We start from the raw sequence: 19,423 nt of genomic DNA on the forward strand, positions 1-19,423 counted from the left end.
TTCACGAACCCTTCGCGAACGCGCGCGGCGTGACGCCGAGAAGCCGCGTCATCCAGTGCGCCATATGGCTTTGATGCGCGAACCCCGCTTCGAGCGCCACCTGGCTCAGGCTGAGTTTGCCTTCGATGAGCAACACCCTCGCGCGTTCGACGCGCCGGCGCACGACATATTGATGCACCGGCATCCCCAGCGTTTCGCGAAACAGGGCCTTGAAATGCGGCGCGCTCAGGCCGACGAGCGCAGCGAGTTCGCCGAGCGTGAGGCGTTGATCGAGATGACTCTCGATGTAATCGGTCACGCGCGCCGCTTTATGTGCCGCAAGCACCGCTGCGCCCCGGCCGTCCGGTGCACCTGTGCCGCCGAGCAGCCGCACGACCATTGCGGTGGAAATGCTCTCGGTAAATAGCGGGTCGCAAGCCGTTCCCGCATCGACCTCGGCCAACAGCGCACCCGCCAGCGCATTGATGCGCGGGTCGCGCAACTGGAGATGCGGCCGGATCTCGCGCTCGCCCCACGGGTTCTCCATCTGCTCTGCAATCGATCGCACGAAAGCGTCGTCGAACCACACGCGCAAAATCGTGCAGTCCGCGTCATCGGTCCATTCGCCTTCGACCCCGGCAGGCACCACATCCGCGTCGCCGTGCGCCTGGAGCCGCGATTGACGGCGGCCGTCGCACGCGCATCGCGCGCGCACCGGCGTGCCGACATGAATGCCGATGCGGTGATACGTCATCGCGGGAAAGCGATACTGCCCAGCACTCACACGCAGCAGTTCGGCGCCACCGCCCTGCCAGCCCAATCCGGCGCTCGAGCGCAGGCTGACGCTGGTTCCCGCGTGCCGGTGCGAATCTGCAATCAGTGCGCTCATGGCATTCCTTTTCGACGCTCAAGCGGTGCGGGAAATCGTGCGATGTTTGCGGCCAGTTTACTGGATTACGGCCACGCTCGCGCACCGCGCAATGGTGGACGTATTCAATCATCCGTTTCTGCGCAGCGCCATCCGTTCCTGCGCGCCATGCGGCGTTCGTCTGCCTACGATGACGCAGACTGCGCACACCAGGAGAAAGCAATCATGTTTGTGATTTTTGGAGCATCGGGAAAAGCCGGATGTGTCACCGCTGCCGCGTTGCGTCGTGCGGGCAAGCCAGTGCGCGCCGTGGTGCGCCATGCCCGCCATGGCGAAAGCCTCGCGGCGCTGGGCTGCGAAATCGCGCTTGCCGATCTGACCGACGCGCAGTCGGTCGCGGCCGCGATCAAGGGCGCTCACGCCGTCCAGCTGCTATGCCCCGTCCCATCCGGTGATATGGACCCCGAAACAACCATGCGCACGATGATCGACGTCGCGGCCGGCGCCCTGCGCGAAAACCCGCCCGCCACGCTGCTCGCCATTTCCGACTATGGCGCGGAATTGCCGTTGAATACGGGCATCACGCGGCTCTATCACTACCTGGAAAAACAGCTGAAGCCCATTGCTACGCACCTCGTGTTGCTGCGCTCGGCGGAGCATATGCAGAACTGGGCGGCGTTCATTCCCGGCGCGCTCACAACCGGTACGCTGCCAAGCCTCCATCTGCCTTTGGAACGGCGCTTTCCCACGGTCGCCGCACAGGACGTCGGCGCGGCAAGCGCCGAGCTGCTGCTGGAATCGCATCGGTCTGATACGACGAGAGTCGTGAGCATTGAAGGACCGCAGAGGGTCAGCGTGAACGATATCGCGGCGGCACTGAGCAAGGCGAGCGGCCGCACGATCAGGCCTCATGCGCTGCCGCGCGATTCGTGGGCACCCATGCTTCTCAAAGCCGGACTCAGCGAGAAGCACGGCCGGCTCATCACCGATCTTTACGACATATACAACACCGGCCGCATCGACGTAGAAGCGAGCCGCAGCGAGCGGCGCTTCGGCACGACCGCGTTAGACGACGTGTTCGGGCCGCTCGTTGCCAAATTCAGCAGCAAATAGCGCGCACGCCGCAATGGCAAAAAAACGGCCGGGCGTTACGCGCGCCCGGCCGTTCCCGCAAGACCGCGCAGCGATCAGAACCACTTGCCGAACTGGCTGCCCGGCGCAAGCGACACCCCGCGCAGCACCTCGCCGAAGCCCGCATTGCGCAGCGTCACGAAGCGCTCGTTCGCAGCCCCCGAAGCCGTGGTGTTGCGCAGCACGTCGCGCACGGCGACGAGGCGATTCGGGTCCGCGCCCTGGTCGCCGTTGCCGCTCACTGTCGAGGTGATCGCCCAGATCGTGACCGTGCCGTCCTGCCCGACGTGGCCCGTGATGTTACGCAGGCCGTCCGTGGCAGGCGACCACGGCAGGTGGGTCGCGCTGTTCGTACCCACCGGATAACCGGCAACGGTGTACGAAGTCCCCAGATTCAGGCCGCTCTGGAGCGTGTACGCGAGCTTCCACGACTTCGTTCCGGCGTTGTACACCCACTTCTGCAGGCCCGCACCGGTCTGCTGCGCGGCGTGCGTGTACAGATCCGTGCCGCCCGAATAGCCGTCGCCCTCGTCTGCCACATAGAGCGTATTCGCGTCGGCGAACCACAGGCCGAACGGGTACGAAAGCGTTGTCGCCGTCTTGTTCGGCGTAGCCGGGAAGCCCGCGAGCACGCATACGTTGCTCGGCAAGCCGCTGGCCGTCAACGTGGAAGCGTCGTACGCAAGCGGGCTGGACGGCAGTTTCGCGCCCGCCACCGGCACGCCTACGCCGCCGGACGGGCACGCCTTGCCCGTGGTGTCGACGAAGTACACCGTGTTCACGCCGTTGCTGCCGCTGCCCTTTGTGAAGTACACGACGTTGTTGAAGACGGTGAGCCCGCGGAAGTTGTCGTCCTTGCCCACCTTGTCGGCCTTCGCACCGAGTTGCGTCACCGAGAAGCTCGCGAGCGGCGTGGGCGTGCCAGGCGTTTGCTGCGCCTCATGCTGATGCGTCGCTTCGATGAATTGCGCACCCGCCCCGAGTATCACGCCTGCCGGCTGCGGATTCGAGCCGTTGCCTGCGTTGCCTACCGTGTAGTAAATACCGTTGCCTTCGCCATTGTCGTTGCCGTTGTTGAGCAATGCGGCGCGGCCGTTATTGCCGCTGTATGCATTCGTCTGCGTAAAGGAAAAGTGCCCTTCGGCGTCGAGCCGCGCCACCGCTCGATAGAACGCCTGACCGTCCGGATTCGTCGGATCGATCGCGCCCGGCGTATTCGAGTTCGATACGTCGATCGTGTTGACCGGCGCAACATAGCCCATGAAAGTCAGGTAACGGCCGTCGCTCGAGAGGTTGAGCGCGAGTTCGGACTTGGAGCTGAAGCTCGTCACGAGCTGGTCGTGGCCATGGCCCGGATGCAGGCTGTTGGGCACTTCCAGCGTGTGGACGACCTGGCCGCCCGGCGTCATGGTGTCGAGGAAAATGCGCGCCGTGATGCCGAAGCTCGGATCGTAGAGCGCGTTGTTCCAGACGGCCGGATATGTGCCGTCGGTCGGCGCGCCTCCCGTGGGGCAGCTCGCCTGCGCGCTGTTGCAAGCGGGCGGCAGCGTCATGCCGGGCGTGACGTTGCTCGACAGATTGTCGTACACACTGCGGCTCACGACGAGCAGGCCCGAACCACCGAAGAACGCGTTGCTGTCTTGCGCGGCTGCGGCTGCGGCTGCGCCTGCACTGGCACAAACCAAAGCAGCGGCAATAGCAAGACGGGAAGGACGCGCGACGAAACAAGCGCCGCAAAATGCTGAGCGAAGGGTATTGATGGCCATCTGTAGCGTCTCCGAAAGGAATTACAGGCGTTTTGTCAAGACGAACACGGGGTCAATCCCGCTTACCGTAGCGAAATTTTGTGAAAGATTCGTTGCAGGCGATGCGGCGTGGCTCACACGATTTCCTCTGCGGAAAGTCGGGCTTCTCAGCCTGTTTTCGATTCGGCTATTTCGTTTGTTATCCTCATCATCTGTTCGCGCAGGTTCACTCGAAGGCTTCGTCGAAAATCCGGCAAACGATAGCAGGATTCAATTTGAATCTTGCCTGTCACCATACTGTAATTGACACCACGCGGACCAGACACTCTCCGCGACATCCCGCAAAACATGAATAACGGGAGAAGCTCGTGAGACCAATCCCCCCTCTGATTGCCGCTTTCGTTTGCGGCGTTTGCGCGTTGACGTGCCACGCACAAGATGTGACCGGCTGCGGCAGCACGCTCGCCGCGCCCCTCTACACGCATTGGGCCACCGACTATCAGAAGTCCGGCGGCGGCAAGGTGATCTACCGCAGCACCGGCTCCATGGACGGCATCAAGCAGATCGTCGCGCACACGGTCGACTTCGCCGGCTCCGACGCCCCGCTCACGAGCGAGCAATTGAGCAAGGAAGGATTGCGGCAGTTTCCCACCGCAATAGGCGGCGTGGTTCCGGTCGTGAATCTTCCGGGCATCAAGGCCGGCCAGTTGATGCTGAACGGCGAGGTGCTGAGCCGGATCTTTCTCGGCAAGATCCTGTACTGGGACGACCCGGCCATCGCGCGGCTCAATCCGAAGATCAAGATGCCCAACACGCCGATCGCCGTCGTGCGGCGTCTGGATGGTTCGGGCACGACGCTGATCTGGACGCACTATCTTTCGCAGGTGAGCCCCGAATGGAAACGCAAGGTCGGCGAAGGCACCAGTGTCCACTGGCCCCTGGGGATAGGCGGTAACGGTAATGAAGGCGTCGCCACGTTCGTAGGCTACCTGCCCGGGGCCATTGGCTATGTCGCCTGGGACTTCACGAAGCAGAATCATCTGACCTACACGGCCATGACCAACGCGGCGGGCACCGTCGTGCAGCCGGGCATCCAGAGTTTCAGCGCGGCGGCAGCGAATGCGGACTGGTCAAGCTCGCTCTTTCAGGTCCTGACCAATCAGCCGGGCAAGGATGCATGGCCCGTGATGGGCGCGACCTACGTGCTGTTGCAGGCGGCACCGGACCACTCGGCGCACAATGCCGAAACGCTGAAGTTCTTCGACTGGGCGCTCACGCACGGCGAGCCGACGATTCAGGCGCTGGACTATATTCCACTGCCTGCCATTGTCGTGACGAAAATCCGCGCGCAATGGCACGACGATAAGAGCGACGACGTCGCACGCAAGGCGGTTGCCGCACAGTAGCGCCCACGTCGATTCACGAGTGTTCACACGCCAGGCGCCGTTGCGCCGGGGAAGCGTTGATGAAACAGGAAGCGGCCGAAGAGGTCGGCCACGCGCTTGCACGAATCAACGCTTGCCTGCTTTGCGCCTGCGGGAATCGCATTTACGGCAGAGGTCCGTCAACACCCAGCGCGCGATAATCTCCGGGCGATTCGTTCCGTACTGCGCGAACTTGATTTCGTTTTCGAAGTAGACGATAACGCTTCCGGCCATGACGCGGTAAGCACCCGCGTAATTCACGCCATCCAGTTCGACGCTCAGAGGATGGGTGGTTTCGTATTCTGCAAGAGCCAAGGTAAGCGCGGAAATGTCTAAATTATGACAATATCGTTTCGCGGCCCCATTGGTCAATGAAATATGCGTTTTATTTCATATTGACGATTGCCTTCCCGATTTCGCCACATTACGGGAAGCTGTCGCCCCTCTTATCGGGGCACGCATTAATGCCGCCTGACTCAGCCTGCCATACGGGCTTGCCGCGAACCACCGCTCGCCAACGGAAGCGCTCCAGGCATTCACCCAGCGCGTCGCCATCATTTTTTCGGATTCCGCTTCGGCATTCATCAGCCGCTTCATCGCCAGGCCAAGGCGGTGCATTGCATACCGCTTACGGCGCGCTTCAGCATCTACTCGCGCGTTCATCGTCTCGCCTCTTCCGGTTGGGTATTGCGTAGACAAAAACCTGGAGACCCGCCTGCACCGATACCTTGCGAAGCCGGAGCATGACGCCCGCCGAACTACGCGAGAACGCTTATTAAGGCACGGAAAAAAAGGCAAAAACATCAGGGAGAGTATTGAGGCAGTCGCCATGAAAGCGCCTTTGCCGGACGGCGGGAAAAAGGGCACGCAACCCACGACGATCTGGCTCTCCGCTCACAACACTACGCCGCCCATATGACACTCGTTAGTAAGCCGCGAAATCGGGCCTTTTTGTCGAAATACAACCGATGAATGGCGGCGACCTCGCGACGCACCGCGCGATCATGGTGGATCGGCAACCCCTGTCCAGAAGGTTCACAGCGCATCGATCCATGCGAACAACGACACACGGCGGCCCCCGATTCGCGCTGGAGCGCGCACTGAAGCAACCGTTGCTGAATGTGGTGGCCCGGTTGCCCGACAGCGTGCAGCGCGCGATGTTCATCCCGCAGATACGGCGCATCTGCATTCGCGTTCCGGTATTGCGCGCGGTGTACTCCGGCTGCCTGCGGCGCCACCCCATCGATCTCCTGCACGGCACGGACACGAGCGGGCTGGTCGATTCCAACGCGCTGCAGCGCGACCCCGGTCTTGCCGCCCAACTCAGGCCTTACATGGGCTCGCAGCCGACCATCATCCGCCGCGCGCTCGACACCTTGGGCGATGTCACCGGCTATACGTTCATGGACATCGGTTGCGGTAAAGGCCGGCCGATGATCGTCGCCTCCGAGTATCCGTTCTCTCTGGCGCTGGGCTACGATATCAGCGCGGACCTCGTGAGAACGGCGAACGCGAACGCGGCCGTCATGGCGCGGCGCTTCCCGCAACGGCCGCCCATTCGCGCATTGCACGCGAATGTTGCCGACTTGAAGGTGCCGTCGGGCAACGTAGTCGTCTTTCTGTTCAATCCATTCGGGCCCGAGCTGATGGCGTCGTTGCTGGAGAAACTCGAAGCGGGCCTCGCGAGCGGTACCATCGAGCATCTTTTCATCGTCTACGATAACCCCGTCTGCGGCGAAGTCTTCGACGGCTCCCGCCAGTTGCAGCGCTGGTTCGCCGGCGTATTTCCGTACGATCACGACGAAGTCGGCTTCGGACCTGAGGACCACGAGAACGTCGTCGTCTGGCAAAGCGTGCGCGGCGCGCGCCCGGATGCATTCGCGGACCGCAATCGCCGCATTACGACGAAAGACCGTCTCAGCGCTTCCCTTGAAGGCTGAATCACAAGCACCACGAATTCATTGAGGAGACACAAGTGCCGACCTCCGTCGCGGCGATAGACGAGTCGTCGCCCGCCGCTTCCTTCCGGTACGCGTTGCGCACGTGCGAGACCATCGATGCGTTTCGTGCACTCGAACCCCAATGGCGCGCGCTTTTATCCGGAGCCGAGGCGTATTCTCCTTTCATCAGCTTTGCCTACTGCGAGGCTGCCGTCGCGGCGGCGCTGAAGAACGGTGCGAAGGTCGAAGTCGCGACGGTGCACGGCGCGCGTGACCTTCTGGCGCTATGGCCCGTTGCAATCATGCGCAAAGGCGCGTGGCGAACGGCCCGGGCGCTGGGCTGCGGATGCGGCGAGGAATACGGCGGCCCGCTGATCGCCGACACCCGGCGCGCGGAACTCTACGATGCGGCGGTCCAGGCGGTCTTGCGGATTCACGCCGACGTGCTCCACATTCCGATGCTGCAAAACGGCAGCACGCTGCAACATGCGCTCGACGCCGCGCCGCAGTCCTGGGTGCAGCGCGCGCTGCCGCAGCGATGGCGCGTGATGCCCGGCTATTCGATCAACCTGCGCGCCTCGCCCACGTGGAACGATTTCCTCGCAACGCGGCACGCGACGCTGCGCGCCGCGCTGCGTTCGAGCGCGAAGCGGCTGCGGCGCGAAGGCGAAGTCAGTTTTGGGTGGTGCAATAGCGCCGGGGACACCGAGCGCGTATTGAAGTGGCTATTCGCCAACAAGCGCCAATGGGCGCTCAAGCGCGGAATCGAATCGCCCTATTTGATGGACGACCGGGTACGCGATTTCTTCATCGACCTTGCAAAGCGAACCGACCTGACCACCCTGCCGCTCGTCGCCTATGTGCGGGTCAATGGGCAGCCGGTGGCGGCATCGGTCAATCTCGTCGGCGCACGCAGCGTCGAGTATTTGATCACCACCTATGACGAGGCGTTCAGCGTGTTTTCGGTGGGGAACCTGTTGATCGAATACATCGCGCAATGGGCTCAGGCCCATGGCCTTGATTTCGACTTTCGGCCGCTGCATGGCGACTACAAGGTGCGTTGGGCGGATCGCGAAACAGAGCACGAATCGCGTATCGTCGTGCTCAATGCACGCGGGCGGCTCATCGAACTGGCATTGTCGTGGGCCCAGGCCAGGCGCGTCTATCGAAAAGTCGCGACGCTTGTGATGGCGCGCCTGAAATGAGCCACTGGCGTACCCAGGCGCGGCTCACGGCCTCACCACACCGCCCTCCCCGTGCGTTTCGGTTTGCGGCGAGTCGTCGAGCGTTTCGAGCGCCGGGTTGTGAGGGAGGACGAGCGCCGCGCCCGCGCCCACGAGCCCCGCTCCCGCAAGACATAGCAGGCCCGCGCCGAAGCCGCCCGTGCTGTCCTTGATCCAGCCCATCGCGTAGGGGCCGAAAAAGCCCGCCAGATTGCCGAGCGAATTGACGGCGGCAATGCCGCCGGCCGCGGCCGCGCCCGAAAGGAACGCGGCCGGCAGCGTCCAGATCACCGGCAGGCAACCGAAAATACCGAAGCCCGCGATGGAAAGCGCCAGCATCTTGAGCACCGGATTATCGAGTCCCGCGGCAGCCGCAATACCGGCGGCGGCAACGGCCAGCGCAAATGCGACGTGACGCTTGCGTTCAAGCCGGCGGTCGGAATGCCGCCCCCACAGCACCATCGAAACGACGCCCACCGCGTAGGGCAGCGCAGTGACGAAGCCCGTCTGCACATTCGTGAGGCCGAACGCCTTGACGATCTGCGGCAGGAAAAAACTTAGGCCGTAATTGGTTGCATTCGCACCGAAATAGATCAGCGCCACTGCCAGCACACGCGGATTGATGAGCGCTTCCAGCACGCTGAACGTGCGCACTTTCTCCCGATGACGACGCTCCTGCGCCTGACGATCGACGAGCCAGCGGCGCTCGTCGTCGGCGAGCCAGCCGGCATCGGCGGGTTTGTCGGTCAGATAGAACAGCACGGCGACGGAGAGCACGACCGCGGGGATTGCCTCGATCAGGTAGACCCACTGCCAGCCCGCCAGCCCCCCTCTGCCGTCCAGCGAAAGCAGCGAGCCGGAAACCGGGCCGCCAATCACCGTCGACAAGGGAATGGCCGCCATGAAATAGCCCACCACGCGCGCGCGGTATTTGGCGGGAAACCAGAGCGTCAGCAGAAAGATGATGCCGGGAAAGAAACCCGCCTCGGCGACGCCGAGCAAGATACGCAGTCCATAGAATACGTGCGCGTTCGACATGCCGGTGATGCGGGCGAGGTCCGGAATGAACGCCATCGCGCCCGCGATAATGCCCCACGTGAACATGATGCGCGCGATCCAGCGTCTTGCGCCGAAACGTTCGAGCAGCAGGTTCGACGGCACCTCGAAGAAGAAATAGGCAATGAAGAAGATTCCTGCGCCGAAGCCGAACGCGCTCGCGGAAAGATCGAGTGCCTTGTTCATCTGCAGTGCAGCAAAGCCGACGTTGACCCGATCGAGATACGCCACGAAATAGCAAACGATCAGGAATGGCACGAGCCTTGCCGTCACGCGCGCCATGGTGCGGGTTTCAAGCTCCATATCTGTCTCCTTCGAGGCCGGCTGCGCGGCGCGATGCGCCAGCGACGTGCCGGACCGTCCGTTTGGAATCGTTAAAGACTAGTCGCTCGCGGCGCGATACGAAAGGACGGTTCACATGGTGGGATACGGATCGGAAACGGCATCAGCATTACAGCCGAATTAAAACTTCGGACACGAAAGCACCTGCATTGGCTGTGTGGTACCGCCGGGCTGCGCGCCACGGGTCGGTGTGCCCTGCGGCGGCGTCGAAACGAGGCGCACGCTGTCCGGACCGGCGTTGGCGAGTGCGTACTTCTCCTCGCTGCCTTCGGGTTGCCAGTACGCGCGAAATACGGGTCCATCGCTGAAAACGAGCAGCGTGCCGTGCGTCGCCTGTCCCGCGGTAACGAAATCGACCGGTTCGCCGCTGCGCAGTGCGAAACCGCCGGCGGCGTTTGTTCCCACGAGCTTGCCGCACGGCGGCGCGGCGTCGGGGGTGGGGGTGGGATCTGCGCCATGTGCTGGCTGGGTCGTGAGCAACACCACGCCGAAACATGACGACAACGCGAGCGTAAGAGCCGTCTTCACGCGCAACCTCGTGAACTCGTCATCGGTTGTTGCGGGGGACGCAAACCGCATTCCCGCGTGCGGAAGATACGAACGGGCGGCGCAGCGCCGACCACCGGGACGGCAAGCGTTAAACGTCGCCGGAATCCTTGCCGAGCGTGTTGATATCGATCTCGAGGGCGCGGCAGACATCGCGCACGAACTCATCCATGGCAGCCGTGCATTCGGGGCTCCCCGCCGGGAAGTCCTCGGGGTTCTTCTTGCCTTGCGCGCGGCGGATGACGCGAATGCTCGCCTCGAGCGCGCGAGCCTCTGCCCAGATCGGAGGTTTGTCGGGATAGTCGGGATGTTTGCGCGCCATGGCCGGTATTTCGGCAACGGCCAAGCGAACTTTAGGCCGGGGCAGCGAGCGAACACCAGGACCCCGCTGCAACACGCACCGTCACCACCCGACGGTCAACGATGAAAATTACGCGCGTTGCCTCCAGAAATAATGCAAGCGGTCGTAAACAGACGTATTCCATTTCGTTCCCGGCTGTTGCAACGGGACCGCACCGACTCGCAATACCATGTTCAACGTTCTGGCCCAGTATTGGGGAACGATTCGGCGCACTTTCCTCGCCGGAAACAGCGCAGCCCTGAAGCTGGCGCAGTTGCGCGTGATGATCTATCAGCTTCCCATGATGTATGGGCTGCTGGTCGTCAACACGTGGGGCGTGGTGCTGCCCCACGAGAACGAGATTCCCGTATGGCAAGGCGTGATCTGTCCGCTCGTGCTCACTGGATTTTGCTTTGTTCGCGTCGTCTCCTGGTTGCGGCTCTCCAGGATCCGTGTGAGTGCGGAAGATGCGGTCGCGATCCTGCGCAAATCCGACAGGCTCGCCTGGGTCTTCTCCATTTCGTTCACGGCATGGTCGCTCTCCCTGCTACCTCATGGCGGCGCGGCATTCAAGCTTCATGTCGCCTTTTACATGGCCATCACGGTCGTCGGCGTCATCTTTTGCCTGATGAACGTCGTCAAGGCAGCGTTCACCGTCACTGCCATTGTCAACGGCGCGCTCGTCATCACGTTCCTGAGTTCGGGAAATGGTGTATTTCAGGCGATCGCCATCGATACGTCGCTGGTTTCGCTGGCAATGCTGGTCGTCGCATTCACGCATTTCAAGAACTTCTCGGATCTCGTTGCCACGCAAGCCGAAAACAAGCGCCTCGCGAATATCGACAGTCTCACGAATCTCCCTAACCGGCGGGCCTTTTTCACTTCGCTCGACAGGCATTTCGATGCTGCCATGGCATCGGGTGGACGGCTCGCGGTCGGCCTTGTCGATCTCGACGGCTTCAAGTCCGTCAACGACATTCACGGCCACTCGCTGGGCGACCACGTGCTGGCCGAAGTCGCGTCGCGCCTCGCCGGCGCGGCGCGCGGCACAACTACGCTTGCGCGGCTGGGCGGCGACGAATTCGGCATCATCGTCACGGACGACTGCGCGGATGCCGGCCTCTCGCAACTCGGCCGCACCCTCTGCGATGTTTTTCAAACTCCCATACTGGTCGGCGAGATTTCCGTTCGTCTCGGGGCGACGATCGGCTTCTCCACCTATCCGCACATTTCACGAAACAAGGCGGACTTGTTCGAAACGGCAGACTACGCGCTTTACGAAGGCAAGCGACGCTCGCGCGGTTCGGTGACCATCTTTTCGGAGACGCACCGCAACGCCATCATTCGCGAGTCGCGGATTGCCCAGGCGCTGCGCGCCCCCGATCTCGCCAGCGAACTCGACCTCGCCTTCCAGCCGATCTACTCGCTCGAGCGCCAGCGCACCGTCGGCTTCGAAGCCCTGGCGCGCTGGCGAAGCGCGTTGCTCGGCACGGTCCCGCCCGGTGAATTCATTCCTGCCGCGGAGCGCAACGGCGTCATCAACAGCCTGACCCTCTCGCTGTTTGCCAAGGCGCTGGCCTGCGCGAAGCAATGGCCAGCGCATATCCGCTTGTCCTTCAACCTCTCCGCGCATGATTTCGCCAGTGAACCCGCCATGAAAGAGTTGGCCCGGTGCATCGTCAGCAGCGGCATCGACCCGGCACGGCTCGACTTCGAGATCACCGAAACCGCGATGGCCAAAGACTTCGAGCAGGTCCAGAAAGCGGCCAAGGTCCTGCGCGCGCTGGGTTGCGGTTTGTCAGTCGACGATTTCGGCACCGGCTATTCGAGCCTCTCGTACCTGTGCAAACTTCCGCTCACGCGCCTGAAGATCGACAGGACGTTCGTAAGCGGTCTCAAGGAGCGCACGACGGCGTTCACCGTGGTTCGCACGCTGCTCAATCTCAGCCGGCAGATGTCGCTCGACTGCATCGTCGAAGGCGTGGAAACGGCCGCCGAACTGCAAACGGTCGCGGCGCTCGGTGCAACGCTCATTCAGGGCTACTACTGTTCCCGCCCGATGGAAGCTTCAGCAGTGGCGGCTTTTCTGGAGTGCGAAAGTGAGGGCGAAGCGATGGCTCGCCCGGCGGGGGAATGACGAGTGAGCATCGCTTAGCCGGTTAACGCGCCGAGGCAGCGGCCACACGAACGCGCCTGGCCGAGCCGCAGGCGCCCGGCGCTCACTGTCACCTCATTGCCGCAATCGCACCGGCAAACCCACTTGCCATCGCCGGCATAACGATCCGTCGTCAGCTGGCCGAACACCTCGCCGCCTTTCAGCGCAGGCGAGCCCGGCCGGGACCGCCACACGCGGCGCTGCTCACCGCAGCCACAATCGCGCGTCTGGCCGCCCTCCACCGCATCCAGCGCGGCCGTGACGTGGGCGCCGCACCGGCACCGCCAGAGCCACACGCCAGCGCCGCGATATTGAAGCGCGACGAGATCGCCGAAGGCGCGGCCGCAAACGTCGCGATACGGCGGAAACGGCCATTCAGGCGGCAAAGGAGGACGGATTCGCTGGTTCACGGCAGGTAAATGGGATTCGGCGTCCCGGTCTCAAGGGCGTGCGCGCGTCTTCGACAGGCAGGCGCGCTGTCCGGCAAAGAGGGCCGGATCATCGCCTCGTTACGGGGCTATCTGCGTATTTTGGCATCGCACGTCACGAATGATAAATCGTGAACGTTCTGGCAGGAGCTCCGCGGGCAATTCGTTCGATGCGCAAGGCGTGGGCGGTGACGTATCGCGCCAGCTGATGCGCGATTCGGGTTACAGCGTCTGAGTTTCCGACTGCGCGCAAGCGAACTGAACCGCATCGGTACTGAACACGGCCCGAACCAGTTTGGTTGACCCGGACGACTCGAACCATGCACAGGAAAGCTGCGGACCAAATGCCGTCGGCACGACCTGGTTTACCGTCATCAACGGCCCGCCTGAACACAGGCGCACCGTCCTGCCTTTAAATCGCGCGGCGACCGAACTCAACGTCTCGGAGCGCGAATCCCTGTGAATCGTACACACTGCGGACATGTCCCCTCCCGGATTCTCGCGACTCGCTGATGAAGCGTCCCCGCTCTCGCCAACGACTGGAACCCGTATATTCGCCCTTGTCCGCATGCGCTGAATATAAGGTTTTCGCCTTCGTATCGGAACAAATTCGACATCGGAAGTCATTCGTGGACATCCTGTCCGCACGACGCACTGCGTGCCGGCAAACGGGCGTCCACCGACTCCCGGCGCAGCCTGCGGCGCTCCAGCGCGTTGCGCAACTGGCCGAGGAACAGCGTGCCGGCAACCAGGACGAGATAGAGCGTAACGAGATCGCGGCGTGCGCCGTTGAGGGCGGCTTGATGGACGGCGAGCGCGGCATCGACAGGCGGAAGCAGGTGGCTCTCCCCCTCGACGGCTCGCATCATGTGGATGAAGCCCGCTGCGGAAAGCAGCGGCAACAGGACGAAGACGGTCAGCAGCGCCAGCCGCATGCGACGCGCCCATGCGTGGTGGCGCAACCGGAACCACAGCCCGAGGCATCCGTGTATCCAGCCGGGCGCCAGCAGCGCGAGTTGCAGGCCTTGCGTGCCGCTCGCGAGCAGCACGACGATGACACGCTCGTAGTTGGGTTCGAAACCATAGAGCGATGACGCAAGCCGGGTCGTCACCGCATGGCGGATCAGCAGGAGCGGCAGGCTGAGCCCTGCCCACAGGCGGATCCATTCCGCGGGGGGCAGTGCCCAGTGGCGCCGCCCGTAAATCGTGTGCAATGCCAGCGCGAAATGCACCGACGCGGCGCCATACAGCGCAATCGTGCCAGGCGTGCTGCGCCAAAGCCGCAGCGCGAGTACGAGACCGCGTCCGGCAAGCTCGAGCGACCCGATGCCGAGCGCGTGATTGACCAGATGCAGAAAGAGATACGTCAGCATCACGAGGCCCGACGTGAGTTGAAGCCTGCGCATCAAGAATTGAATGCTGATTTTCGCTTCGCGCGAGCGGCGACGGGTCATGCCGACGATGTCCATATTGGTTTCCGCCATTTCGTGTGCCACGCCTGCCATACCGCGAACGCACACCGGTTATTCCCGTGCCCGGCCAGCGCAAAAATTCGGGAATAAAACAGCTGCTCTCGCGGTATTGCACGTGAAGCCCGCCCTGGAGGCGCTCCGTGTTGCACCGGCGGTCGACTTCCTGAACCCAGTCGAGAGGACATCATGTCGTCAGATCTTCCTTCCCAACCGTCACGCCGCAATGCCCTGAAATGCCTCGCCTTTGGTGGTGCCGGCACCGTGTTCGTTCTGGCCGGAGGCGTCCTCGCGCCCGTGGAGCTGGCGCTGGCGGCGAGCTCCAAAGAAAACGCCGGTATTCCGCTCTTTCTGCAGATCAGCGACTCGCATATTGGCTTCAACAAGGAAGCCAATCCCGATGTCGCGGGCACGCTCAAACAGACAATCGACTATGTCAACGCCATGCCCGTCAAACCCGCCCTGGCGATTCACACGGGAGATATCACCCATCTCTCCAAACCTGAGGAATTCGATCTGGCGGCGCAATTGCTGTCCGGCCTCAACATAACGGAGTTGCATACCACGCCCGGCGAACACGATGTAACCGACGGCCCGCAAGGCGAATACTTCAAGCGTTTCGGCAAGGCATCGGACAACCGCGGCTATTACAGCTTCGACCACAACGGCGTGCACTTCATCGCACTCGTCAACGTCATGCATTTCAAGCCGAACGGGCTGGGAAACCTGGGCGAGGACCAACTCGCCTGGCTGGAAAACGATCTGAAGGGCCGCACGTCGAGCACGCCGATCGTCGTGTTTACGCACATGCCGATGTGGACGATCTATGAACCATGGGGCTGGGGCACCGGCGATGCCGGCCAGGCAATGGATTATCTAAAGCGCTTCGGCTCGGTGACCGTGCTCAATGGCCATATTCATCAGATCGTTTCCAAGGTGGAGGGCAATATCACGTTCCACACGGCGCGCTCGACGGCCTATCCGCAACCGACGGCCGGCGACGGCCCGGGACCCGGGCCGCTCAAGGTCGCAAGCGATCAGTTGCCGAAGATGCTTGGCGTAACCAGTATCCGTATCACGCGCCACCCCCTCGCGGCGACGCTTTCCGACACGTCCCTCGCCTGACCTTGCGTCTTGCTCACTGAACAAGGATCCGAGCCATGCTCTCCATTCACTATCGTCGCGCGTTCGCCCTCTTCTACGGGATCGGGATACTCATGGCGGGGGCGACCTTTGGTTTGTCTGCCGCGCAGGCGCAGGAGCCCAATCAGATCGTCATCAAGAACTTCATGTTTTCGCCGATGGCCCTCACGGTCAAGGCGGGCACCACGGTGACATGGAAAAATATGGACGGCGAACCGCATACTGTCGTCAACGATGCGGGCGTCTTTCACTCCGCCGCGCTCGACCAGAACGATACGTATCAGTTCAAGTTCGACAAGCCGGGGGTATACAAGGTGTTCTGCGGTATTCACCCGTATATGAAGGCCACCATCACGGTGCAGTAGCAACGGGCGCTCATGGCGCGGCGGCATGACCTCATATGGCCCAGCCGCGCCCGCAGGCGTCGCACCGACAATCAGTAGCATTCCTATATTGTCAGCGTTTCGCGATATCGTCGCCGTGCGAATCCTTGTACACGACCTCGACGTCGACGGTCCGGCCGTCGTCGCCGAACTCGCGCGCCTGCCGGCGCAGCGCGCGGATCTTCCACCAGAGATAGCCGGCGACAATCGCGCCTACGCCGAACAGCACTGCCAGCAGCACCACCGACAGCATCGCTGCCACCACCAGCACGATTGCGCTGACGACGACGGCCGCCAGCCGGCCGAACCATCCGTACTCGCCGATCCGGATCCCTTTCTCGTATGTCGCGCGCCTCGGCGACGGATTGTCGTTGCCCATCCCACCTCTCCTGGCCGCCGTCCGGCCGAACTGCCCGCGCGAGCATGAACTTTGCCCGGACGGCGGACCATCAATGACGCCGACGAATCCAGCGATACGCGTGGCGCATATACCGGATCCCACATTGCCGATGCACGTGAAGCGTTCCGAAACATCTCTGCCCACGCAAGCCGGTCGTCGTCGTTCGATTAACCGAAAACTTACCCTTCGCCCACTCGCGCCTGTGTCTATTCTAAAGAAGTAAGGTAAGCCGAATCGAGTCGTTTCCCGTCACAGTTGAATGGGACAACCTGTCATGGCTGACACGAGCTACACGGCGCGCAAATCCGTCGCCGACATAGTAGGAAGCGCCGATGCCGAAGGCGGCCGCGCGCTGTCGAAGACCCTGGGTGCGCCCAGCATCACGGCGATGGGAATCGGCGCCATTATCGGCGCGGGTATTTTTGTCCTCACCGGCACGGCGGCAGCGCAATTTGCCGGACCGGGCATCATTCTGTCCTTCGTGCTGGGCGGCATTGCGTGTGCGTTTGTCGGCCTCTGCTACTCCGAACTGGCCGCCATGCTCCCCGTATGCGGGAGCACCTACACGTATACCTATGCGACGCTCGGCGAAGTGTTTGCGTGGATCATCGGCTGGGACCTGATTCTCGAGTACGCCATGGGTGCCGCGACGGTTGCAGTCGGTTGGTCAGGGTATATCGTCAGTCTGTTGCGCAACGTCGGAATCAACATTCCGCCCACGCTCGCTGCCGCGCCCGGCACGACGGTCCAGCTGCCTGACGGCTCGGCTGTCGCCGGCACCATCAATCTCCCCGCCGTGCTGATCATCGCGATTCTCACGATGATGCTGGTGCTCGGCACGCGGGAGTCGGCACGCGTCAACAACGTGATGGTCGCAATCAAGCTGACGGTCGTGCTGGCCTTCATCGCCATCGGCGCGTTCTTCGTGCATCCCGCCAACTGGCATCCATTCGTTCCGCCCAACACCGGCGCGTTCGGCAGCTTCGGGGCAAGCGGCATTCTGCGTGGCTCCGCCGTCGTGTTCTTTGCGTTCATCGGCTTTGATGCGGTATCGACCGCCGCCCAGGAGGCGAAACGGCCACAGCGCGACATGCCTATCGGGATACTCGGATCGCTGATCATCTGCACCTTGCTCTATATCCTGGTGGCCGCCGTGCTGACCGGACTCGTTCCATACGCACAACTTAACGTACCCGATCCGATCGCCAAGGGCGTCGACGCCATTGGTTTCACCTGGTTTTCCGTACTGATCAAGATCGGCGCGCTCACCGGGCTGACCACGGTGATACTCGTGCTGCTCTATGGGCAGAGCCGGATCTTCTTCACGATGTCGGAGGACAAACTGCTTCCCCATCTGTTCTCAACCGTCCATCCGCGCCTGCACACACCGCATCGGAGCCAGATCATGATCGGCACGGTCGTCGCCATCGTGGCGGCCCTCACGCCGATCGGCGTGCTAGGCGAGATGGTCAGCATCGGAACGCTGTTTGCGTTCGTGCTCGTGTGTGGAGCAGTCATGTATCTGCGGCGCAGCGACTCCAACGCGAGCCGTCCATTCCGCGCGCCCGGCGTGCCGATCGTCCCCATTCTCGGAATCGCGTTTTGCGTGTTGCTGATGGTGGGACTGCCGCTCATCACCTGGGTACGGCTGATCGTCTGGCTGCTGATCGGCATGCTGATCTACATGTCCTATGGCCGGCATCATTCGCGACTGCGCCATCCGGAGCGCGAATGACGGCAACGGCGGACACCATGAGCGCTCACCACGCTTGTTCCGTTCGCCCGGCGCGGGCTGCATTTTGCGTGGCTTCCCTCGCGGCGCTTGCCGCCTGCGGCGGAAACTCGTGCATCGGCCTCGGCAGTTGCGGCGGCACAACCGTGACGCCAAACGTCGCCATCTCCGGCACGGCCGCCACCGGCACGGCGATCGCCAACGCCACGGTCAATCTCAGTTGCGCTCAGGGCTCGGGGTCCACCCTGTCCGACGGCGGTGGACACTACGCGATTACGTTCAATGCCACGCCTCCCTGCATCCTCACAGTAAGCTCTGGCGGCATGAGCCTGCATTCGGTGGCGTTCGCCGGGGGCACTTTCAATACGACGCCAGAGACCGAGCTGATGCTCGTCTACCTTGCCTCACAACTCGGCACGACCGGGAGTGGTTTGATAGCTGGCTTTTCAACCAGCTCGCAGTACCAGCAGGTACTGGGCAGTCCGTCCGACGTGCAGGCTGCGCAATCCGCTGTCGTCACGAATCTGCAGCAGCACTACGCGGTCACACTGACGGCGCCGGCATTTCTCACGACATCCTTCACGGTTGGCCAGGCAGGCGTCGATAGCGATTTAGGCACGCTGGCGGCAGCAGGCGCGATCGGCGCGAATGGCATGCCAGATCCGGCCGCCATCTCGCTGCTGTCCGCTGCGGGCGCCGCGCATCCGCTTACCACGACGTCCGCCCCCTCTTCCGGCACTGGCGGCGCGGGCAGTGGCAGCGGAACGATGTGACGTGGACCTTCCAGCGTCGACAGCACGAACGGCGGCTTTGAGACGGCTACGGGCGATCGACTGGCAAGGCAAATCCACCACCGGATTTGCCCCGCTGAGATCGCCTTCTTACGGTGCAAACAACAGGCAAACAACAGGCAATCAACGTTCAATGGACTGCGATGCCTTCGAGCACCTCATCGTGCTCTTCGCGTTCCGCGAGGTACGGCGAGCGGTAGCCCGAATTCACGCCCCAGTAATAGAACACGAGCGAGACCAGCGCGACGACCAGCATGTCCCAGCCGTAGGGAAGCAGACCGCTGCCGCCGAACTGCCTGCTGCCGACGAGCGAAAGGAGCGCCATGAT

At 62.7% G+C, this 19,423-nt stretch carries 20 protein-coding genes and 1 pseudogene; 9 read left to right on the forward strand and 12 right to left on the reverse strand.

The window, feature by feature from the left end; genetic code table 11:
- Position 1: 1 nt before the first annotated feature.
- Positions 2-868, reverse strand: a complete 867-nt coding sequence (locus C7411_RS13830) for a helix-turn-helix domain-containing protein (protein WP_110384834.1) — start codon at positions 866-868, stop codon at positions 2-4.
- Between the two features lie 204 nt (positions 869-1,072).
- Between C7411_RS13830 and C7411_RS13835 the strand changes: the two genes are divergently transcribed.
- Positions 1,073-1,960 (forward strand): NmrA family NAD(P)-binding protein, encoded by an 888-nt coding sequence (locus tag C7411_RS13835; protein ID WP_110384835.1) that lies wholly within the window; start codon positions 1,073-1,075, stop codon positions 1,958-1,960.
- Between the two features lie 74 nt (positions 1,961-2,034).
- Here the strand turns inward: C7411_RS13835 and C7411_RS13840 are convergent, their stop codons facing one another.
- On the reverse strand, positions 2,035-3,663 hold the full coding sequence (locus C7411_RS13840) for a hypothetical protein (RefSeq protein WP_243413141.1): 1,629 nt from the start codon (positions 3,661-3,663) through the stop codon (positions 2,035-2,037).
- 428 nt (positions 3,664-4,091) lie between these two features.
- Here C7411_RS13840 and pstS point away from each other — a divergent pair, with 428 nt between their 5' ends.
- Positions 4,092-5,129 carry a phosphate ABC transporter substrate-binding protein PstS gene (pstS, locus tag C7411_RS13845; RefSeq protein WP_110384836.1) on the forward strand — a complete coding sequence of 346 codons (1,038 nt, stop codon included), beginning with the start codon at positions 4,092-4,094 and terminating at the stop codon, positions 5,127-5,129.
- A 105-nt stretch (positions 5,130-5,234) separates the two neighbouring features.
- On the opposite strand, the gene C7411_RS13850 is transcribed toward pstS, so the two are convergent.
- Together C7411_RS13850 and C7411_RS37035 are read right to left on the reverse strand one after the other, a co-directional pair.
- Positions 5,235-5,462 (reverse strand): hypothetical protein, encoded by a 228-nt coding sequence (locus C7411_RS13850; RefSeq protein ID WP_042263514.1) that lies wholly within the window; start codon positions 5,460-5,462, stop codon positions 5,235-5,237.
- A 75-nt stretch (positions 5,463-5,537) separates the two neighbouring features.
- The gene (locus C7411_RS37035) at positions 5,538-5,810 is read right to left on the reverse strand and encodes a hypothetical protein (RefSeq protein WP_133253654.1); all 273 of its coding nucleotides are present in this window, start codon (positions 5,808-5,810) and stop codon (positions 5,538-5,540) included.
- Between the two features lie 389 nt (positions 5,811-6,199).
- Here C7411_RS37035 and C7411_RS13855 point away from each other — a divergent pair, with 389 nt between their 5' ends.
- Positions 6,200-7,087 carry a class I SAM-dependent methyltransferase gene (locus tag C7411_RS13855; RefSeq protein WP_133253655.1) on the forward strand — a complete coding sequence of 296 codons (888 nt, stop codon included), beginning with the start codon at positions 6,200-6,202 and terminating at the stop codon, positions 7,085-7,087.
- A gap of 35 nt (positions 7,088-7,122) precedes the next feature.
- Positions 7,123-8,292 (forward strand): GNAT family N-acetyltransferase, encoded by a 1,170-nt coding sequence (locus C7411_RS13860; protein WP_110384838.1) that lies wholly within the window; start codon positions 7,123-7,125, stop codon positions 8,290-8,292.
- Between the two features lie 24 nt (positions 8,293-8,316).
- Here the strand turns inward: C7411_RS13860 and C7411_RS13865 are convergent, their stop codons facing one another.
- The 3 genes from C7411_RS13865 to C7411_RS13875 form a co-directional block, all read right to left on the reverse strand.
- Positions 8,317-9,669, reverse strand: coding sequence for an MFS transporter (locus C7411_RS13865; RefSeq protein WP_110384839.1), 1,353 nt, complete (start codon positions 9,667-9,669; stop codon positions 8,317-8,319).
- Between the two features lie 159 nt (positions 9,670-9,828).
- Entirely contained in the window at positions 9,829-10,236 is a 408-nt protein-coding gene (locus C7411_RS13870) for a hypothetical protein (protein ID WP_243413142.1), read from the reverse strand.
- A 109-nt stretch (positions 10,237-10,345) separates the two neighbouring features.
- Complete coding sequence (locus C7411_RS13875) at positions 10,346-10,576, reverse strand: hypothetical protein (RefSeq protein ID WP_110384840.1); 231 nt, start codon at positions 10,574-10,576, stop codon at positions 10,346-10,348.
- A gap of 208 nt (positions 10,577-10,784) precedes the next feature.
- Here C7411_RS13875 and C7411_RS13880 point away from each other — a divergent pair, with 208 nt between their 5' ends.
- Entirely contained in the window at positions 10,785-12,731 is a 1,947-nt protein-coding gene (locus C7411_RS13880; RefSeq protein ID WP_110384841.1) for a putative bifunctional diguanylate cyclase/phosphodiesterase, read from the forward strand.
- Between the two features lie 14 nt (positions 12,732-12,745).
- Here C7411_RS13880 and C7411_RS13885 read toward each other — a convergent pair whose 3' ends face one another.
- The 3 genes from C7411_RS13885 to C7411_RS13895 form a co-directional block, all read right to left on the reverse strand.
- Positions 12,746-13,159 (reverse strand): hypothetical protein, encoded by a 414-nt coding sequence (locus C7411_RS13885; protein ID WP_133253656.1) that lies wholly within the window; start codon positions 13,157-13,159, stop codon positions 12,746-12,748.
- A gap of 240 nt (positions 13,160-13,399) precedes the next feature.
- A complete protein-coding gene (locus tag C7411_RS38900) occupies positions 13,400-13,804 on the reverse strand; it encodes a DUF2158 domain-containing protein (protein WP_110384843.1) in 405 nt (134 codons plus the stop codon).
- A complete protein-coding gene (locus tag C7411_RS13895; protein ID WP_110384872.1) occupies positions 13,801-14,583 on the reverse strand; it encodes a hypothetical protein in 783 nt (260 codons plus the stop codon). Before C7411_RS13895 ends, C7411_RS38900 begins: the two co-directional genes overlap by 4 nt.
- A gap of 252 nt (positions 14,584-14,835) precedes the next feature.
- Here C7411_RS13895 and C7411_RS13900 point away from each other — a divergent pair, with 252 nt between their 5' ends.
- On the forward strand, positions 14,836-15,771 hold the full coding sequence (locus tag C7411_RS13900; RefSeq protein ID WP_110384844.1) for a metallophosphoesterase family protein: 936 nt from the start codon (positions 14,836-14,838) through the stop codon (positions 15,769-15,771).
- A gap of 92 nt (positions 15,772-15,863) precedes the next feature.
- Positions 15,864-16,154 carry a cupredoxin domain-containing protein gene (locus C7411_RS13905; RefSeq protein WP_042263691.1) on the forward strand — a complete coding sequence of 97 codons (291 nt, stop codon included), beginning with the start codon at positions 15,864-15,866 and terminating at the stop codon, positions 16,152-16,154.
- 91 nt (positions 16,155-16,245) lie between these two features.
- Here the strand turns inward: C7411_RS13905 and C7411_RS13910 are convergent, their stop codons facing one another.
- On the reverse strand, positions 16,246-16,551 hold the full coding sequence (locus tag C7411_RS13910) for a hypothetical protein (RefSeq protein WP_110384845.1): 306 nt from the start codon (positions 16,549-16,551) through the stop codon (positions 16,246-16,248).
- A gap of 295 nt (positions 16,552-16,846) precedes the next feature.
- On the opposite strand from C7411_RS13910, the gene C7411_RS13915 reads away from it, so the two are divergent.
- Together C7411_RS13915 and C7411_RS13920 are read left to right on the forward strand one after the other, a co-directional pair.
- Positions 16,847-18,307, forward strand: coding sequence for an amino acid permease (locus C7411_RS13915; protein ID WP_110384846.1), 1,461 nt, complete (start codon positions 16,847-16,849; stop codon positions 18,305-18,307).
- 17 nt (positions 18,308-18,324) lie between these two features.
- Positions 18,325-19,077 (forward strand): hypothetical protein, encoded by a 753-nt coding sequence (locus tag C7411_RS13920; RefSeq protein WP_110384873.1) that lies wholly within the window; start codon positions 18,325-18,327, stop codon positions 19,075-19,077.
- A gap of 148 nt (positions 19,078-19,225) precedes the next feature.
- Here the strand turns inward: C7411_RS13920 and C7411_RS13925 are convergent.
- A pseudogene (locus tag C7411_RS13925) lies at positions 19,226-19,423 on the reverse strand (amino acid:proton symporter); the annotation flags it as partial.

The organism is Paraburkholderia silvatlantica, assembly GCF_003096715.1.
Classification (GTDB): Bacteria; Pseudomonadota; Gammaproteobacteria; order Burkholderiales; family Burkholderiaceae; genus Paraburkholderia; species Paraburkholderia silvatlantica.

Excerpts from the sequence above, each read along its gene's own strand:
- C7411_RS13830 (WP_110384834.1), bottom strand. The coding sequence starts at position 868 with ATGAGCGCACTGATTGCAGATTCGCACCGGCACGCGGGAACCAGCGTC.
- C7411_RS13835 (WP_110384835.1), top strand. The coding sequence starts at position 1,073 with ATGTTTGTGATTTTTGGAGCATCGGGAAAAGCCGGATGTGTCACCGCT.
- C7411_RS37035 (WP_133253654.1), bottom strand. The coding sequence starts at position 5,810 with ATGAACGCGCGAGTAGATGCTGAAGCGCGCCGTAAGCGGTATGCAATG.
- C7411_RS13855 (WP_133253655.1), top strand. The coding sequence starts at position 6,200 with ATGCGAACAACGACACACGGCGGCCCCCGATTCGCGCTGGAGCGCGCA.
- C7411_RS13865 (WP_110384839.1), bottom strand. The coding sequence starts at position 9,669 with ATGGAGCTTGAAACCCGCACCATGGCGCGCGTGACGGCAAGGCTCGTG.
- C7411_RS13875 (WP_110384840.1), bottom strand. The coding sequence starts at position 10,576 with ATGGCGCGCAAACATCCCGACTATCCCGACAAACCTCCGATCTGGGCA.
- C7411_RS13880 (WP_110384841.1), top strand. The coding sequence starts at position 10,785 with ATGTTCAACGTTCTGGCCCAGTATTGGGGAACGATTCGGCGCACTTTC.
- C7411_RS38900 (WP_110384843.1), bottom strand. The coding sequence starts at position 13,804 with ATGACTTCCGATGTCGAATTTGTTCCGATACGAAGGCGAAAACCTTAT.
- C7411_RS13895 (WP_110384872.1), bottom strand. The coding sequence starts at position 14,583 with ATGCGCAGGCTTCAACTCACGTCGGGCCTCGTGATGCTGACGTATCTC.
- C7411_RS13900 (WP_110384844.1), top strand. The coding sequence starts at position 14,836 with ATGTCGTCAGATCTTCCTTCCCAACCGTCACGCCGCAATGCCCTGAAA.
- C7411_RS13905 (WP_042263691.1), top strand. The coding sequence starts at position 15,864 with ATGGCGGGGGCGACCTTTGGTTTGTCTGCCGCGCAGGCGCAGGAGCCC.
- C7411_RS13910 (WP_110384845.1), bottom strand. The coding sequence starts at position 16,551 with ATGGGCAACGACAATCCGTCGCCGAGGCGCGCGACATACGAGAAAGGG.
- C7411_RS13915 (WP_110384846.1), top strand. The coding sequence starts at position 16,847 with ATGGCTGACACGAGCTACACGGCGCGCAAATCCGTCGCCGACATAGTA.
- C7411_RS13920 (WP_110384873.1), top strand. The coding sequence starts at position 18,325 with ATGAGCGCTCACCACGCTTGTTCCGTTCGCCCGGCGCGGGCTGCATTT.